The following is an 18,108-nucleotide window of genomic DNA, read 5'->3' on the forward strand; positions in this document are numbered from 1 at the left end:
CAATTTGCAAAAACAGTTCCTATTTTTCCGAAAAGAAGATGAGCAAAAAAGGAATAGCAAAAAAAGTCAGCAGCAGGTATAAGAATCCTGCTAAACGATAACGCATAGCAACTTTACCCAGCATTTGTGCCAGCACGAGCGGGAGTTCTTTGACTACGGGAATAAAGAAGAAAATACAAACACCGATTGTATTAAAGAGCAAATGTGCAAATGCAATGCTTAACGAGGCATCTACGTTGCTTAAAGAAGCAAATAAGGCTGTAAAAGTTGTACCTACATTAGCACCCATAATGAAAGGAAAAACTTGCCGGAGCGATGCTTTTTTACCGGCTACCAAAGGTACTGCAAACGAGGTGGTAACAGAGCTTGATTGGAGCAGCGCCGTAGAAAACACCCCCCAAAAAAGGGATTTATAACGCGTTCCAAAAACAATTTGCTCCATTTTTTTGCCAACATTGTAAACAAACAGGCTTTTAAGCGTGAGAACCAACCAATAAATTGACAGAAACAGCAAGAAAACGGCAGCAATGGCCGTAACCAACGGATAGTTGGGCAACAACTGGGTAACATATTTTGCCGAATACTCTATCCAACCGTGTGTTCGGTTGCCAACAGTTGCATTAGTGCCGGTTACGAAAAGAGAAGATATCAGTATGCAAAGTTTACTCAGAAAGTGGGTGTAATATTCTAACGGCAGAATAATCGCAGCGGTCAGAATGTTAAAAAAACCGTTAAGCGTAGCAGCCGACAAAGCGCGTTGAAACTCTTTGCGGCGGATAATGTGGTTAAAAGCTACGACCGTTGCCGTAACGGTTGTTCCGATATTAGCGCCGATGATAATGGGAATGGCATGTTCAAGGCTGATTGTGCCCGAGGCTACTACTGCTACAGTCATGGAGGTTGTAGTAGAACTGCTCTGGATAATAGCCGTAGTCAGTAAGCCGATAAAAAGCCCGATAAAAGGATTGCTTGTAGCCGTTAATATACTGTCTATTAGTTCTTTACTTAGCATGTTACAGGCCATGCTCAACAGGTCGAGCGAAAACAGGAATAACAGGACAGGGCCGGCCAACCAAAAGATTTTCCAAAAAGAGGTTTTGTAAATCTTATGAATCAGTGCAGGTGAGGAAACATCCTTTGGTTGTTTGCTTGTTTGTGCTGTAACAGGCATTTCAACTATTTGTCTTACTTTTGTCAGTTACTTTTGCAAATGCCTTCTTACGAAAGACTTTGACTTGCAAAAATATATTGACCTAAAGTTTCGCTGTCTGAAATGGCGTTAATTTATTGTTAAACTCTTCTTGATTGGCTGTGATATACCTCATTCCGCTTCCGCTGACCGATACCTTAACGACTGACAATCTGTTAATTCCGCAGGCGCGTGAAATTATTGCTTCAACCGATTATTATTTAGTGGAAAATATGCGGACAGCGCGACGCTTCATCTCATCGCTAAAAACCGGACGGATAATAGAGCAACTGCGTTTTTTTGAGCTCGACAAGCGAACCAATTTGCAGCAAATGGCCGAATACTTCAAGGAAATTCCGCCGGATGCTGCCGTAGGGGTAATGTCCGAAGCGGGTTGCCCGGGCGTTGCCGACCCCGGGCAGGTGGCTGTGCAATATGCGCACCGAACAGGTAAAAAGGTAGTACCGCTGGTGGGGCCTTCATCTATCCTGCTTGCGCTGATGGCATCGGGTTTCAACGGGCAATCGTTTGCATTCAACGGCTATTTGCCCATTCAGAAGCAGGATAAAATAAAAGCACTCAAACATTTAGAAAAAGAAGTCGGCCGCGGGCAAACACAAATTTTTATAGAAACCCCTTATCGGAACGATGCACTTGTAAATGATATGTTGGCGCATTTGCAACCACACACACAACTGTGCATTGCCGCGCATCTGACTGCACCCGATGAGTTTATCAAAACACAAACAATCAGCGATTGGCAAAAAAATAAGCCGATACTTGGCAAAGTACCGGCTGTGTTTCTTTTAGGAAGCGCATCGTAATTACTGTCTCAGGAAATAACCTTGTGTGCATGGAAATCGTGTGGTTTGTCATTGCTGATTGCAGGCGGCAAATGCACGAAATGTTCCGTGCTGTTGGCTATTTTCAAATGAAACTTTTCACCGTCATGATGTAACACGTACAAACACAGATTGCCATGGTCGTATTTATCCATTTCCGTCATAGGTGTTTCTAACAATAAACTAAGGATGATGCGCATGGCCCTTCCGTGCATACAAACAAGCACACGTTCTTCATGGGTAAACTGCATGATATGACGGATGGCAACCTTCTGTCTTTCAGCGACTTCCAGCGGACTTTCTCCGCCCGGAACCTTAACGGTAAGGTCGCCGCTGCGCCACGAGTTGAGCATGTCAAAATATTGCAAGTCGTCCTCATTGCTCAATACTTTACCTTCTTTGTGTCCCCAACTGATTTCGTTCAGGCCGGGTAACACCTGCATCGGAACACCTCTTAGAAAAAAAGGTTCAACGCTTTGCCAAGTTCTTTTGAGTGCAGACACGTAAATTTTATCAAAATTTACATGGCGGTAATGTTCAAAAAAGGCTTGCGCTTGACGTCTGCCGGTATCGTTCAGGTTGGAATCGATACCACTGCCTTGCACGAAACCACGCTTGTTAAATTCGGTTTCTCCGTGCCTTATGATGTAAAGTTCTTTCGTTGCCAAGGGTAAAAATGTTTTCAAATAAACTCAATTAGGGTGTAAGTGTGTTGTTTTTCATATTAACTTGCTTGGGCATCACTTTGTTAGCCTTCGCAAAAAATTGTGCAAAATTAACTATCCTTACACATCTAATAACAACTATTGAGCCACTCTATGACGAAATTCATTAAGCAAGTTACTTTGGAGCAAATAAACGCACACCGCCGTGAGGATATGACCACTCATTTGGGGATAGAGTTTACAGAGGTGGGCGAAAATTTTCTTGCAGCCCGTATGCCTGTGGATGACCGCACCCGTCAGCCTATGGGATTGCTGCACGGTGGGGCATCGGTGGTGCTTGCCGAAACGCTTGGCAGCATGGCGGGTTTTCTTATGTTACCCGAAGGCAAGGCTTGTGTAGGTTTGGAAATTAATGCCAATCACATACGCAGCGTGCGCGAAGGATATGTGTATGGCAAAGCAACGCCGCTGCACATCGGTAAAAATACGCATGTGTGGGATATTAAAATACACGACGAGCATCATCGGTTGGTGTGTGTAAGTCGTTTGACGCTCGCCGTGATTCATGCGGAGTAAACTATCGGCAGTTTGGCTGCATTTCCGCTATCGTTTGGCGTTCTCCTTTGGCAAGCGATTGTTTCCACTCATCGCAGGCCGATTTTTTATTGCCTGTTGCAAGATAGGCCAGCCCTAAATAATAGTGAATGTCATCGGTAGCGGGGTTCATCTGAAAGGCTTTTTGCAATACGGCCAGTGCGCTGTCGGGCTTGTTTTCTTTCAGCGCCAAAATTCCGCCGTTGCGAACAGCCCAACTGTTGTCGCTGTCATAATAGAGTGAAAGTTGCAGGTCTTCTCGGGCGGCTTTCAGGTTGCCGGTCATCATATGTACAAATGAACGGTTATTGAGGAAATATGCCTGTCGGGGATTTTTGGCAAGTGCCTGATTGAGTTTTTCAAGTGCTTCGGCATATTTCCCCTGTGCTATTAGAACCGAGGCTATGTTGTTGAGTGCAAAGTCGTTTGCGGGTTGCAGTTGAAGTGCTTGCTGAAAGTCTTTCATGGCCGCGTCATACTGTTTTTGCGCAAACAACAAGGTGCCGCGGTTGATGTATGCATCTGTATTGCGGACATCTAACCTGATGGCTTCCGTAAAGTCGGCCAATGCTTTTTCTGGTTGTTTTAGGCGGGCGAAAATAACTCCGCGACTGACAAAAACATATGCCGAATCTTTGTAAGCAGGTATCACTTTTTCAATATCGGCCAGTGCTTCCTCCATTTTGCCTGTTTCAAAAAACGCATTGGAGCGGTTGTAATAAGCATCGGTAAACGTACTGTCAGCCCTTAGCGCACCCTGATAAGAAAGAATGGCGGCCTCGTGCCTGCCCAGCGCTGCCTCTGCCACCCCCCAGTTGTTCCATGCATCGGCAAAAGAACTGTCTTTATTGACCGCTTCTTTAAACAATCGGATGGCTTCCTCATAGTTTTTTTGTTGGAGTGCTGCTTTGCCCCGCAGAAAAAATTTACCGGCCTCTTGATTGACTTTACCTGCCTCATCGGACGAGCAGGCTGCTGCCAGTGCAAATATTGCAACCGTCAGCATTGGTGCAAGTATTCTTTTCATCACTTTTTTATGATTTCCCATGGGAGAGTTATTAACTTGAACAGCGAAATAACTACCTAACCGTATGCAAATATACACCCCCCAACAGCGTCTTGCGCTTCATGTTTCACTAATACTGCTGCTTGGTTGTGCCATTTTGTACGGGCTGCTGGATTACATACCCGCCTTGATAGGAAGCATTATTCTGTATGTATTGTTCAGAAAAATGAACCTTTTTTTCACACAAAAAAGAAAGTGGAATCCAAGCCTCAGTGCCATTCTGATTATCGTACTGTCGCTGTTTATTATCATTATACCGCTAATTACCACAAGTGTGATGATAGCCAAAAAAGTGATGGTATATGCGGCTAATACCTCTGCATTGGTTAATTACCTGACAGGATTTCTGAAAAATCCGATGATAGTTGAGTTTCAGGAAGTAACCGGCTTAGACTTGCAAAACCCTGAACTGCTTCAGAAAATTGCAGGAAGGGTTGGGGAGTTTGCAACAAGTCTTTTTACGCCGATTCTTTCCGGAACATTGAATTTATTTGTCGGCATCAGTATTATGTATTTCATCCTTTACTATCTGTTTGTCAATGAGCAGACAGTTATTAATGGGGTTTACTACTACCTGCCCTTTGACACAACAACCGTGCGCCAAATGTTCACCGAACTGGAAAACAACGTGAAAACCAATGTTTTAGGGCAAAGTTTGATAGCATTTATCCAAGGGGCGTTAGTGTCCATAGGTTTCCTGATTTTTAGCATTCCCGATGCTCTTTTTTGGGGAGTCATCAGTTTTTTCATGGCATTTATTCCTGTTTTGGGTACGCCTTTGGTTTGGGTGCCTGCCGGCCTGATAGCTATCAGTCAGGGCAATACTTTTGGCGGTGTAGGTTTGATTATTTATGGCGCAGTACTTGTAATGAATATTGACAATGTGCTTCGCTTTTCCATAGCACGGCAGTTAGGCGATATACACCCGCTGATTACCATTTTGGGAGTAATATTCGGGGTTAATTTTTTCGGTATTCTCGGCTTGGTCATAGGCCCTCTGCTGATTTCCTACTTTTTGGTGCTTGTAGAAGCCTACAAGCGGGAATATGCAAAAGATTGATAAAGAGGCACTTATATTGTCAGTTTTGCCGATTTGCTTTAAATTGTCCATCAATCATCAGGCAAACAAAAAATCCCTGTCCAAATTAGCCGACAGGGATTTTTTATGGGATGCAGGCCAATTTATTTTTTCCTGTAAAACATTAGCCCGATAGACGTTGCGAGCACTGCTACCAGCACGTAAGAGGCAATCATGGTTAGCAAGCTGCCTTGGCGATAAATAGCAGGGTCAAACTTGCAAACAATTGTGTGCTTTCCTTTGGGAACAGCTAACCCGCGCAGTACATAATTGACGCGAACAAACTCACCCGCATCTTGCCCGTCAATCTTTACTTGCCAGCCATCGGGATAATAGATTTCGGAGAATACAACAAAACCATCGGCAGGGCTGTCATACTCATAAGTCAGTTGGTTGGGGGCATAAGCCGTGAGTTTGATGCTTGCACCCGCACGCGGATAGCGTCCGGCCTTTGCCTGTGGAAACTTCGCAATATCAACTACTGCCACAGAATCAGGGGAGAGCTTGGCAAGGGCTGCCATTTCTTCATCGGCACTGTTTACGGCTTGCAGTTCGCCAATAAACCACGCATTACCCAATGCCGCAGGGTTGCGCAGCACACCTTCCGCACTGCCCGGATTCAGAATTAAATACCTTGTATTGAGCATGTTAAGTGCAGGCGTGCGACTGAAATCAGGCATACGACCTTTCTGCAAACTGTCTATCAGAAACTTAATTTCTGTTTCTAAACGACGGTTAATCAAATCCTGATAGCGACGGAGTTTAGCGGCAAAATATCCACCTACGGACTTGTGGTAGTAAGAGGTTGCCGCATCATTGAAAGGATTGTTCAGGTTCAGCACACGATAGCTGAGGTCTTTGTCTTTCAGAATAGCCTCATCGGCAGGGCTTGGTGCATGTGCAGCCTCTTTTGCCTGTGGTTGGAAAGAATCATTATTCAGATAGCGCTTGCCTACGCTCCAATTATCAAATATAATCAAGCCGCCAACAACGGCAGTAACAATAGCCAGTCCTACTTTTTGCTTGATATGCAGATAAATTAGTAAAGCTGCTGCCGAAATAAGCAGGAACGAGCGGATGGCATCGCTGCGGAACATTGCTTGTCGGTCTGCTTTGACTGCATCAATCAGGCTGCCAAATTGCTCATCGGCAGGGCCGCTGAAACTGAACGAGCCGCTCATGATGAAAAACAGCGCACAAAGGCCGCCTGTAAGCCCAAAAGCAATCCCCAGTTTTTTGAACCAGTCAGGATGTTCTTTTTCGGAAAGGAAAAGCGTGCGTTGCAAGCCCATAGCCGCACCAATAACCATCAGCATAACCGCAAGGCTTAGCGCCATGGAAACGGAGCGGAACTTGTTAAAACCGGGGAAATAGTCAAACATGAGGTAGTTGAATGACGCAAAGTTGCTTCCCCATGAAAACATAAACATGAGCAATACTCCCCCCAGCATCCAATAGCGTTGTGGCGGGGTTGCTATCATGAGAAACCACACAAACAAAAAACAGATGATAGCACCTGCATATACCGGAGCGTTAGTGAACGGCTGGTCGCCCCAATACATGAAAGGCGAGCGCGTAGTAAACTGTGTAAACTCTTGATTGCCGATTTGGCCTGAGCGCATCACATCTTCCAGAAAGCGATAAGTTGCGCCTTGTGGGTTGAGTTTCTCGTTGTTGCTGCCCCCGTAAAAATTGGGCAGTATCAGTGTGAAAGTTTCTGCAATGCCCTGACTCCAACTGAAAGCATAATCGCGGTTGAGGCCGTCTTGCGGATTGGCGGCCTCCTCGCCGGGCAGTGGCGTGAGTTCCGCTTTGCCTCGTTGCGAATATTTGCCGTAATCTGCTGTCGTAAGCAAGCGGCCTGAGTTAGCTGCTACCGCGAGCCCTGCGGCCAGCAGCAACACGCCCACAGTTTTGGCAAATGCCGGCAGTTTTTGTTCCTGAACAGCGCGTATCAGTTCGGCTACGCCGTAAACGGCACATACAAAGGCAAGGTAGTAGGTAATCTGCAAGTGGTTGGCGCGAATTTCAAGTGCCAATGCAAGAGCGGTTAATGCAAAGCCTTGCAATAGTTTACCCCTGAAAGTCAGATAAATACCTGAAAGGACGAGCGGGGCATAAGCAATTGCCCATGCTTTGGTCATATGACCGACTTCAATAATAATAAGGTTGTATGTTGAAAGCCCGAAAGCCGCCGCTGCTATTGCCGCCACATAAGGGCTCACCCCAAAAACAGCAAGTGCAATAAACATGCACAGCATCGTCTGGAATAACATATGCGCCGTTTGTCCCGAAAAAAACAAACCTTTGAAAATACGGTCAATCACTGCAATGGGCTGGTCGGGAAATACAGGATTCAGCACATATACGGGCATACCGCCAAACATGCTATTTGTCCACATGCTCGGCTCGGGGTTTGTTGCGTTAAAATCGCGCACTTCCTTAGAGCCACCTTCGTAGCGGATAATATCATCCTGCGCAAGGGATTTTCCTTCAAAAACTTCGGGCGAAAAGTAAATGGCAGTTATGGCATAAAAAGCAAGAATGCTGATAATATAGGGCAACACCTTGCCAATCGTGAGTTGTTTCATGTAATACGCAATGGATACTTAGCGGACAAAGGTAATTAAAAAGTAAGTGTATATTTGCACAAACATTTCTTTCAACATGCAACTGTTTCAATTGCCTGCTCGCAGCGAGTGGCCTGATTTAGTGGCAAGACCTGCCTTAGACCTCAAAGCAATAGAAAAAAAAGTAAAGCCGATTATCAAAGAGGTAAGAAAAAACGGCGATGCTGCTTTGTCTAAATTTACCAAAAAGTTTGACGGTGTTAAGATGAAGCAGTTTGAGGTTTCACAAGCGGAATTTGAGGAAGCCGAAAACTTGGTTTCCGATGAATTGAAAGCAGCCATTCGCACCGCACATCAAAATATTCACACTTTTCACTCGCGCCAACACGAACATTTTTCACCGATTGAAACCATGCCCGGTGTGCGTTGCTGGCGGAAGAGCGTACCGATTGAAAAAGTAGGGCTTTACATACCCGGCGGCACTGCTCCGTTGTTTTCTACCGTTTTAATGTTGGCTACTCCTGCTGTTATCGCAGGTTGTCATCACATTGTGATGGTTACTCCTCCGGGACGCGACGGCAAAATCAACCCTGCTATTTTGTTTGCCGCCAAAGTGGCAGGTGTGCAAAAAGTTTACAAAGTAGGTGGAGCTCATGCCATTGCCGCCCTTGCTTTTGGTACAGAAAGTATTCCAAAAGTAGATAAAATTTTCGGCCCGGGCAATCAGTTTGTAACTGCTGCCAAACAGTTAGTTGCCAAAAGAGGAACAGCCATTGACATGCCCGCAGGGCCATCGGAAGTGGCTGTTTTGGCAGACCACACCGCCAATCCTGCTTTCGTAGCTGCCGATTTACTCTCACAGGCTGAGCATGGTATTGACAGCCACGTATTGCTGGTTACAACCCATGAACCCCTGATAAGTGCCGTTGTAGATGAAATCCGCGAGCAGTTGAGCGTATTGCCGCGTCGTGCATTGGCTGCCGCATCACTGACGCACAGCAAGTGCATAGTGGTTGCCGACCAAGAAGAAGCCATTGACCTGTTGAATGAGTACGCCGCCGAGCACCTTATTTTGTCTGTTGCCAATCCTGACGAAGTGGCCAATAAAATCATCAACGCCGGTTCCGTATTCTTGGGGCACTACACTCCCGAAGCCGCCGGCGACTATGCTTCCGGCACCAATCACACACTGCCAACCAATGGCTATGCGCGTGCCATTGCAGGTGTTTCGGTAGATAGTTTTGTAAAGAAAATTACCTATCAGCAGATTTCCGAAGAAGGACTGCGCAACATCGGGCCGATAGTAGAAACTATGGCAGAAGCCGAGCAACTGCATGCTCACAGACAAGCCGTAACTATCCGATTGCAACATCTTGCCAATCAGCCTGTTGAGCCTGTTGAAATAATCTCTTCCGATAACTAATCAGGCGATTATGGCTAAACTTTACGAAGTTGCTTTGTCATTCATTCCCCAAATCGGGAGCGTGCTGACAAAGCAACTTGTAAGTTATTGCGGCTCTGCCGAGCAGGTTTTTAAAATCAGCAAAGGAAAACTACTCAAAATACCTAACATCGGCGAAAAGACCGCCGCTCTGATTAGCGAACATCAGGCAGATGCCCTCAAAAAAGCAGAGGCAGTACTGAAACAAGCCGAAAAAGAGCAAGCTAAACTGTTGTTTTATACCGATGCCGATTATCCGCTGAGGCTCAGGCAGTTTGCAGATACTCCCGCGGTCATCTATTGGCAAGGCAATGCCGATTTGAACGCACCCGTAACAGTAGGCATAGTGGGTACACGCAAGGCAACCAAATACGGCAAAGCCATTACCGAGCAAATCATTGCCCAATTGCAGCCGCTGAAAGCAACTGTTATAAGTGGACTTGCCTATGGTATAGACATTGTTGCACATCGCGAGGCACTCAAATATGACTTGCCGACCATTGGCGTAATGGGAAGTGGTTTAGACCGCATTTACCCGCATGAGCATGCCTCCACAGCCCGTCAAATGATTGCCAACGGCGGACTTTTAACAGAATACACCTTCGGAACATCGCCCGCAGCGCCTCACTTCCCCAACCGAAACCGCATTATAGCTGCACTTTCGGATGCTGTCATAGTGGTTGAAGCTGCTGCCAAAGGAGGGGCGCTTATTACGGCAGAGTATGCCAATCAGTACAACCGCGAGGTATTCGCCGTACCGGGTAATTTGGGTCAAACCTATTCGGAAGGTTGTAACTACCTGATTCAAAACCACAAAGCGCATATTTTCACCTCTGTGGAAGCGATGGTCGCCGCCATGAACTGGCACAATGAAACCCAAGGACAGGCAGGCAAATCAGCCGCAAAATCGCATCAAGTAAGTGTTCTGAATTTAGCCAAAGAAGAGGCAGAAATATACAGCCTGCTGAAACAGCATGGCGAAATGCACTTGGACGATTTGGGCTGGCAAAGCGGCCTTGGTGTATCGCAAGCAGCTGTGGCACTGCTCAGCCTTGAATTTCAGGGACTTGTAAAATCTTTACCCGGGAAAAAGTTTGCTATCAGCTAAATAAAAAACCGTTAAAGTCTTGCATAAATCAAGGTTGATATTAACTTTGTATTACAAAGTACTTTTTAATGAACAACAAACAAGATTATATCAACGACCTTGCGCAAATCCGCAGTTTAATGGAGCGTTCTTCGCGCTTTCTGTCGCTTTCGGGCTGGTCGGGAATCATGGCAGGTATATACGCCCTCACAGGCGCATATCTTGCGCACACGCTTTTTCAGTTTCAGCCTAATACACTGGTTTACAGTATACCTGAAAATTTTCAACAAGTTGTTGTCATGGCAATACTTGTTTTGCTGCTCACTTTGATTACGGCTGCTGCTTTATCTTACCGAAAAGCTACCGGTAGGGGAGAGCCGTTTTGGAATATTGCTTTGCGTCGTTTGCTGGAAAATATGGCCGTGCCCTTGGTAGCAGGCGGGCTTGCGATACTTGCCTGCATCAGTAGCGGATTGATAGGTATGCTTGCCCCGCTCACACTGATTTTTTACGGCTTGGCACTGCATGGTGCAAGTAACTTCACCTATCGCGAATTGCGGTTGCTGGGCATTATACAAGTAGTTCTTGGGCTGCTTGCGATGTGGTTTGTAGCATACAGTCTCCTGTTTTGGGCGGTCGGATTCGGCATTATGCACATAGTTTATGGGATTTACATCTATTGGAAGTACGAACGGTGAAAATATTGATAGATGGATTGCATAAAGCCTTTGAAAGCCGAGTCAGGTTGGGCGTTATGGCTGTGCTTGCAGTAAACGAAAGCATGGATTTTAACTCATTAAAGGAATATCTTGACGTTACCGACGGCAATCTGGCAAGCCATCTGAAAGCTCTTGAAAAAGAGGAATTTATCGGTATAGAAAAATCTTTTGTCGGTAGAAAGCCCAATACCCGATATTTTATCACACCGCAGGGGCGTAAGGCTTTTGAAGAACATATCAATGCATTGGAAAAACTGATTCAGTCACAAAAATAAGCAGTTGTGAAAATCGTCAATAAGGGATAAGCACGCAATAAAATTTTCACACAATCACTTTGAATTTCAAAGTACTTTTAACTAATCACATGGAAGAATCTATCAAAAACAATCTGAACAGCCCGCATGAGTTGGAAAAACTATATCGGGAAGATAAAATATCCTTCAAAAGGGCGTTTGACAATGTATATCCTGATATTCAGCATCATATGGTTTCACAGGTGTGGTATGAGCGCTTGCGTTTTGGGCAGGAAAAAATTTCGTGGGGCGTGAAAAATGAATTGCCTTTTGTTATTGTCTTGGCTGCTATTGCCGGAATAGTAGTTAATATACCCGATTGGATAGCCATAATTGATGAAAAGCTGGCCATTGATGACGAATATTTTTATACTCGCCACCTTGGTTTTTTGTTTCTGCCGATGCTCATGGTCTATTTTGCTTGGAAGAAACAATTGCGTTTGCTAAAAAGCATACTGCCGGTGGTCGGAGTAACTCTTTCAGTAGCATATATGAACCTGCTCCCTGATAATTCGGCAAGCGATACGCTTGGACTTGCCTGTATCCATATGCCTTTGCTCATGTGGGCCTTATGGGGCTATTCGTTTATGGGGCAAGATTTAAGAAACTATATTGAGCGAATCAACTTCCTGAGATTCAATGGGGATTTGGTTATTCTTACAACTATTATGTTGCTTGCCGGAGGTATTCTGTCGGGTATAACTTTCGGCTTGTTTAGCCTGATTGATATCAACATAGCGAATTTTTATTTCCCAAACGTAATGAAGTGGGGCATAGTGGCAGCGCCTATTATCGGCAGCTACCTCGTGCAGGCGAATCCGCAGTTGGTCAAGAATGTATCGCCTGTGATTGCTAAGGTTTTTACGCCATTGGTGTTGATAATGCTGGTGGTTTATTTGGCAACAATTGTTTACACGGGTAAAAATCCATACAACGACCGCGATTTTCTAATTATTTTCAATTTATTATTGATTGGCGTAATGGCTATTATTTTGTTTGCCGTTACGGAAACGGCCAAAAACAGCGCTGCCCGATGGAATCACCGGTTGCTTTTCATATTGTCTGTCGTAACGATTGTAATTAATGCAGTAGCCTTATCGGCTATCATTTTCCGAATTTCCGAATGGGGCATTACCCCCAATCGCTTAGCCGTATTAGGCGGCAATTTGCTGATATTGACCAACTTAATAGCAGTGGCTTATTGGCTGATGCATACACTTAAAAATCCGCGTGCACTGGAAAAGGTTGACAACAGCATAGCGGCTTTTTTGCCTGTTTATACTTTGTGGACAATTATCGTAATTTTTATTTTTCCCGTATTGTTTAATTTCAGATAGACCTGTTAAGCAGGTGAGCAGATTAATGCGTTCTTTTTTACCGCAGAGTGCGCAAAAGTTTAACCGCAGTGTACACAAAGAAAAGACTCATCATAAAAGCACTCAGTGCTCTTCGCGTAATACTCAGCGGGCTTTGCGGTAAATTTGAAAGGTGGTTTTAAATTGCTCACTTACTTAAGTACTTACCACACGACCTGACGGTTTTTTTGTCAATAGTCAGGTCGTGTGATGGAGGTTATGCTGCTTCCTCTTTCACATCGGGCAGAACGGGAGAATCCATTTCAATCCGCAGATTGTCAATGATAAACTGCTGACGCTCAGGACTGTTTTTGCCCATGTAATAGGCAAGCAATTTATTGATTGGGGTATCTTTTTTGAGGATAATCGGCTCTAAACGCATATCCTCACCGATAAAACGACCAAATTCATCGGGAGAAATTTCACCTAAACCTTTGAAGCGGGTGATTTCGGGTTTGCCTCCTAATTGCTTGATGGCGGCCTGTTTCTCTTCTTCCGAATAGCAGTAAATGGTTTTTTGTTTGTTTCGCACGCGAAAAAGTGGCGTTTCCAGAATATAAACGTGCCCGTTTTTCACCAAATCAGGAAAAAATTGAAGGAAGAAGGTAAGCAGCAGCAGTCGGATGTGCATACCGTCCACGTCGGCATCGGTTGCAATAACGATTTTGTTATAACGCAATCCTTCTAAGCCGTCTTCAATATTCAGTGCGTGTTGCAACAGGTTAAATTCTTCATTTTCATAGACAATTTTTTTAGTCATGCCAAAGCAGTTGAGCGGCTTACCGCGCAGGCTGAACACTGCTTGGGTCTGCACGTCGCGGGCTTTGGTTAGGCTGCCGCTGGCAGAATCACCCTCGGTAATGAACAGGGTAGAGTCAAATCGGCGCTCGTCTTTTCCTTCGTTAAAGTGCAGGCGACAATCGCGCAGTTTTTTATTGTGCAGGTTAGCTTTTTTAGCCCGCTCATTGGCTAACTTTTTAATGCCCGCAATATCCTTGCGTTCACGTTCGGACTGCAAAATGCGTTTCAACAAGGCATCGGCTACATCAGGATGCTTGTGGAGGTAGTCATCTAACGCTTTGCTGACAAAATCGTTTACAAATTTGCGAATACTGATGCCTTCGGGTGAGATATTTTCGCTGCCAAGTTTGGTTTTGGTTTGCGATTCAAACACAGGCTCTTGTACACGGATGGCAATGGCACCGACAATGGAAGCACGAATATCGGAGGCTTCAAACTGTTTTTTGTAAAAATCGCGGAGGGTTTTCACAACGGCTTCGCGGAAAGCGGCCAGATGCGTACCGCCTTGCGTGGTGTGCTGCCCATTGACAAATGAGTAATACTCTTCCCCGTACTGGCCGGTGTGTGTCATTGCTACTTCTATATCATCACCGCGCAGGTGGATGATGGGGTAGCGCATATCTTCCTCATTGGTTTTGCGGCTGAGGAGGTCGGCCAAACCATTTTTTGAGAAATATTTTTGACCGTTGTAATTAATGGTAAGACCGGCATTCAAGAAGGCATAGTTCCAAATTTGGTCTTCCAAAAACTCGGGGATGAAGTGATAATGCTTGAAAATGGTATTATCGGGCTCAAAAATGACCCTTGTACCGTTTTTTTCTGTGGTTTTAGTAACCTCGTGGTCATGTATCAGTTCACCACAGGCAAATTCTGCCTTTTTTGATTCGCCATCGCGGAACGACTCTACGCTAAAATAGGTAGAAAGTGCATTAACGGCCTTGGTACCCACACCGTTTAACCCCACAGACTTCTGGAATGCACCGCTGTCATATTTGCCGCCCGTGTTAATTTTACTTACGCAGTCAATTACCTTACCCAGCGGAATGCCGCGACCATAATCCCGAACTTCTACGCGCCTGTCGGTGATGGTGATGTCAATTTGCTTGCCATACCCCATCATATGCTCATCAATGCTGTTGTCTATAATTTCCTTGACAAGGACATAGATACCGTCGTCGTGTGCCGAGCCGTCGCCCAATTTACCTATGTACATGCCCGGCCGCAGGCGGATATGTTCGCGCCAGTCTAAGGACTTTATACTGTCTTCGGTATATGCAATTGCTGTTGCCATGTCTTATATCGGTTGAGCACAAACCAATACGGTTTGCTTGCTGCTTTGCAAAGGTAACAAATCAGCTACGTACCGACAAGAAAAATCACTTAAAATTGATTTTTGATTCATAATTATTAACACCTTTGAGTTTGCCGCGCATTGCTTAACTTCGCACCCAAAACTGAAACGTATTCTAATTTATGAGTTTACTTGCTGTAGGCACTGTTGCATTTGATGCCTTAGAAACACCCTTTGGAAAAGCCGATAAAGTCGTTGGCGGTTCTGCCAGCTATATCACGCTGTCAGCCTCATATTTTGCTCCCAAAGTAAATTTAGTGGCAGTCGTAGGCTACGATTTTGACCCTGCGGATATTGCCAATTTTCAAAAGCACGGTATTAATACAGAGGGACTGCAAGTAAAACAAGATAAAAAATCATTTTTTTGGGCAGGCCGCTACCACAACGATATGAATACCCGCGATACGTTGGTAACGGAGCTGAACGTGCTGGAAGATTTTGACCCGATTATTCCCGAAAGTTATCAGGATTGCGAAGTGCTCATGTTGGGCAACCTTACACCATCTATTCAGACAACGGTTATCAATCGTCTGAAAAACAGACCTAAACTGATTGTAATGGATACGATGAACCTCTGGATGAATATTGCCATGGATGAGTTGCGTCATACCCTGACTTTGGTTGATGTGTTGTCTATCAACGATGAGGAAGCGCGCCAACTGACAGGGGAATATTCACTGCGGGTTGCTGCACGTCGCATCCATGAAATGGGGCCTAAGTACGTGATTATCAAGAAAGGAGAGCATGGTGCGTTGCTTTTTGGCGAGAATAAAATGTTTTATGCGCCGGCTTTGCCGTTAGAAGAAGTGTTTGACCCTACCGGCGCAGGGGATACCTTCGCAGGAGGCTTTGTCGGCTACCTTGCCAAAATCAAAGACTACTCGTTTGAGAGCATGAAGCGCGGTATTATTTACGGTTCAGCAATGGCTTCTTTCTGCGTAGAAAAATTCGGCCCCGAGCGCATCATCGGCTTGTCTTACAACGAAATAGAAGAGCGGGCGGCACAATTTCATGAATTGGTGAGAATTGTTTAGTAAGTCATGAGAGAAGATATTGCTTTTAAAAACCAACTGCTTGTATCAGTATTTTGTTACATACTGGCAGTTGGTTTTGTTTTATTCAACATTATTGCCCGAATAGGTTTTACTTTACCTATTCAAGAATATTTTTTGGCAGCAGGTTTAAGTTTTTTCTTATGTAGTTTGGGCATAGGCAGCTTTCTTTTATTAAAAAAAAGTATAGTATTTGAGTTGCCATACTTTACACTAATTATATTATTGAGTATAATTGTTTTATCATTTTTGCCTTCCTATCTCTTTCCTGCCATTGGATACATTATTTCAGCTGTTGGTTGGCTTTCAATGCTATATGTATGTTATCTGGTATGGATAAATTTTAATTATAAATATAATATTTACTTTGTATTGATTGCAAGTTCTTTTACTTTATGGTGTATTACGGCAGTTTATTATCACAGCGGCTATGTTACACCGCTATTTCTTGAAGAACTTTCATTAGGTATTGCTCAAATAGATTTACTTTTTCATTTGAGTATTGCACAAATGATTAAAACTTACGGTATAGTAAGCACTGGCTTAGATGGGATTCCGTATGTAGCTTATCATTTTGGCAGTCACTGGATTTTTACAAGACTCTCCTTGTTATTCAATGCGCCTTTACATCAGGTATACAATATTTTTTATCCTGTATGCTTTATTCCCTTGTTCTATTATTGGCTAATTCAAGCCGCATTAGCCATCAGTTCTTTTTATGGTAGTTCAATAAACTTATCCCTTGAAGAGTCATCAGGTAAGTTGTTTTGGATGATGATGTTTGTGATTTTTGTAGGCTTTTTGACTATTCATGCAGGATATAATTTTGGAATAGATAAATCCTATTTGGTTTCTCAATCCTACCTGTTCAGTTTGATATTTTTGTTTATTATATGTGTCGTATTATTTAGATTGGGAAATACCGGGTTAGGGAATGTAATTATTGCTAAGGCTATCGTTGTCACATTAGTCGTTATTGCATACCTGATGAAAATGTCTGTGGGGTTGATGATGATTCCTTTATTGGGATATCTGCAATTTAGAAAAGATATTTTCTTTAGATGGGATAATATGTTTTTTTGGACTGTAGGATTGCTTTGTGTATTCTTCACTCATAAACTTGTAAGTAGTTCATATCAATTAAATTTTACGCTGTTACATTATTTAAGAAACTTCACAGAAACCTCTTTATGGTATATCACTATACCTATCTACTTTATTATACCGATACTATTCTGTTTGGTACACTATCATCATAGGACAAATCAATCTAAATCAGGGTTGATTCAAATGCTATCTGAAAATAAAATTTTGGATATAGAGTTGGTAGCCATATTTATCTTTATGTCAGTAATACCGGGTTCAATTCTGTTAATACCAGGTAATAGTGCCAACTATTTTTCAGATGTCCCCCGGCAAACAGGTAATGTATTATTATTAGGCAGTACAGTATTACTCTATCAAATCATTAAGGAGTTTTACAAGAGTACATTTTTTAGGTTATTACTACATGGATTTATTATCATTATTACTTTATCGGTGTTTAGTAACATCTTCTATCAAGCACGCTGGGTAGCTTCTAAAAATTTTGATGTTCGCTATGGTTTTACAGGACGAAATGTAAGGATTAGTCAGTCTTACCGTACAATACAACAAAAGTTTCAATCGCGGAAAGAACATGACTATATTGCTGTGCTTGACAGTATGGATCGGCTGCCCATTAGCCAGAAGAGAGCATATATTTTGAGTATACCGCGTACAGATGCTTACTACAAAAGACTCGGTACATTCACCAGCTCATTTGTTGCACCGGCACTATCAGGTATTGCACTCATAAATGGTTTACCGGAAGGTAGTGAAAATAGAGGCGATTATAGTTTCTCCGTTTATGCCAAGCGCAACTTACAGTATATTGACAGTTCTAATAATCCCGACCTTGTGCAAAGATTACAAAAACTTAATATTTCGGATAAAAAAATCATTACTTTGAATACTGATTTTTGAG

General features: G+C 43.8%; 15 protein-coding genes. 10 read left to right on the forward strand and 5 right to left on the reverse strand.

Going from position 1 to position 18,108, the window contains the following annotated elements; genetic code table 11:
- Positions 1 to 19: 19 nt before the first annotated feature.
- On the reverse strand, positions 20 to 1,171 hold the full coding sequence (locus NDK19_RS03075) for a Na/Pi symporter (protein ID WP_250630368.1): 1,152 nt from the start codon (positions 1,169 to 1,171) through the stop codon (positions 20 to 22).
- A gap of 134 nt (positions 1,172 to 1,305) precedes the next feature.
- Here NDK19_RS03075 and NDK19_RS03080 point away from each other — a divergent pair, with 134 nt between their 5' ends.
- Positions 1,306 to 2,013, forward strand: a complete 708-nt coding sequence (locus NDK19_RS03080) for an SAM-dependent methyltransferase (RefSeq protein ID WP_250630369.1) — start codon at positions 1,306 to 1,308, stop codon at positions 2,011 to 2,013.
- An 8-nt stretch (positions 2,014 to 2,021) separates the two neighbouring features.
- Here NDK19_RS03080 and NDK19_RS03085 read toward each other — a convergent pair whose 3' ends face one another.
- Positions 2,022 to 2,699, reverse strand: coding sequence for a histidine phosphatase family protein (locus NDK19_RS03085; RefSeq protein ID WP_250630370.1), 678 nt, complete (start codon positions 2,697 to 2,699; stop codon positions 2,022 to 2,024).
- 150 nt (positions 2,700 to 2,849) lie between these two features.
- Between NDK19_RS03085 and NDK19_RS03090 the strand changes: the two genes are divergently transcribed.
- Entirely contained in the window at positions 2,850 to 3,272 is a 423-nt protein-coding gene (locus tag NDK19_RS03090; protein ID WP_394801670.1) for a hotdog fold thioesterase, read from the forward strand.
- Between the two features lies 1 nt (position 3,273).
- On the opposite strand, the gene NDK19_RS03095 is transcribed toward NDK19_RS03090, so the two are convergent.
- Positions 3,274 to 4,317, reverse strand: coding sequence for a tetratricopeptide repeat protein (locus NDK19_RS03095; RefSeq protein WP_250630371.1), 1,044 nt, complete (start codon positions 4,315 to 4,317; stop codon positions 3,274 to 3,276).
- A 64-nt stretch (positions 4,318 to 4,381) separates the two neighbouring features.
- On the opposite strand from NDK19_RS03095, the gene NDK19_RS03100 reads away from it, so the two are divergent.
- The gene (locus tag NDK19_RS03100; protein ID WP_250630372.1) at positions 4,382 to 5,416 is read left to right on the forward strand and encodes an AI-2E family transporter; all 1,035 of its coding nucleotides are present in this window, start codon (positions 4,382 to 4,384) and stop codon (positions 5,414 to 5,416) included.
- A 122-nt stretch (positions 5,417 to 5,538) separates the two neighbouring features.
- Here NDK19_RS03100 and NDK19_RS03105 read toward each other — a convergent pair whose 3' ends face one another.
- The gene (locus NDK19_RS03105) at positions 5,539 to 8,025 is read right to left on the reverse strand and encodes a YfhO family protein (protein WP_250630373.1); all 2,487 of its coding nucleotides are present in this window, start codon (positions 8,023 to 8,025) and stop codon (positions 5,539 to 5,541) included.
- A gap of 76 nt (positions 8,026 to 8,101) precedes the next feature.
- On the opposite strand from NDK19_RS03105, the gene hisD reads away from it, so the two are divergent.
- The 5 genes from hisD to NDK19_RS03130 all read left to right on the forward strand — a co-directional run bounded on the left by hisD (position 8,102) and on the right by NDK19_RS03130 (position 12,881).
- On the forward strand, positions 8,102 to 9,427 hold the full coding sequence (hisD, locus tag NDK19_RS03110; protein ID WP_250630374.1) for a histidinol dehydrogenase: 1,326 nt from the start codon (positions 8,102 to 8,104) through the stop codon (positions 9,425 to 9,427).
- 10 nt (positions 9,428 to 9,437) lie between these two features.
- On the forward strand, positions 9,438 to 10,553 hold the full coding sequence (gene dprA, locus NDK19_RS03115) for a DNA-processing protein DprA (protein ID WP_250630375.1): 1,116 nt from the start codon (positions 9,438 to 9,440) through the stop codon (positions 10,551 to 10,553).
- Between the two features lie 68 nt (positions 10,554 to 10,621).
- The gene (locus tag NDK19_RS03120; RefSeq protein WP_250630376.1) at positions 10,622 to 11,230 is read left to right on the forward strand and encodes a hypothetical protein; all 609 of its coding nucleotides are present in this window, start codon (positions 10,622 to 10,624) and stop codon (positions 11,228 to 11,230) included.
- Positions 11,227 to 11,526: a winged helix-turn-helix domain-containing protein gene (locus tag NDK19_RS03125; protein ID WP_250630377.1), complete on the forward strand. Its 300-nt coding sequence runs from the start codon at positions 11,227 to 11,229 to the stop codon at positions 11,524 to 11,526. Before NDK19_RS03120 ends, NDK19_RS03125 begins: the two co-directional genes overlap by 4 nt.
- Before the next feature lie 89 nt (positions 11,527 to 11,615).
- Complete coding sequence (locus NDK19_RS03130) at positions 11,616 to 12,881, forward strand: DUF4153 domain-containing protein (protein WP_250630378.1); 1,266 nt, start codon at positions 11,616 to 11,618, stop codon at positions 12,879 to 12,881.
- A 235-nt stretch (positions 12,882 to 13,116) separates the two neighbouring features.
- On the opposite strand, the gene NDK19_RS03135 is transcribed toward NDK19_RS03130, so the two are convergent.
- The gene (locus tag NDK19_RS03135) at positions 13,117 to 14,991 is read right to left on the reverse strand and encodes a DNA topoisomerase IV subunit B (RefSeq protein WP_250630379.1); all 1,875 of its coding nucleotides are present in this window, start codon (positions 14,989 to 14,991) and stop codon (positions 13,117 to 13,119) included.
- Between the two features lie 182 nt (positions 14,992 to 15,173).
- Here NDK19_RS03135 and NDK19_RS03140 point away from each other — a divergent pair, with 182 nt between their 5' ends.
- A complete protein-coding gene (locus NDK19_RS03140; protein ID WP_250630380.1) occupies positions 15,174 to 16,085 on the forward strand; it encodes a PfkB family carbohydrate kinase in 912 nt (303 codons plus the stop codon).
- Positions 16,086 to 16,091: 6 nt separating this feature from the next.
- Positions 16,092 to 18,107 carry a hypothetical protein gene (locus tag NDK19_RS03145; protein ID WP_250630381.1) on the forward strand — a complete coding sequence of 672 codons (2,016 nt, stop codon included), beginning with the start codon at positions 16,092 to 16,094 and terminating at the stop codon, positions 18,105 to 18,107.
- Position 18,108 lies beyond the last annotated feature (1 nt).

Origin of the sequence: Rhodoflexus caldus (genome assembly GCF_021206925.1) — a bacterium.
In the GTDB taxonomy this organism is placed as follows: domain Bacteria; phylum Bacteroidota; class Bacteroidia; order Cytophagales; family Thermoflexibacteraceae; genus Rhodoflexus; species Rhodoflexus caldus.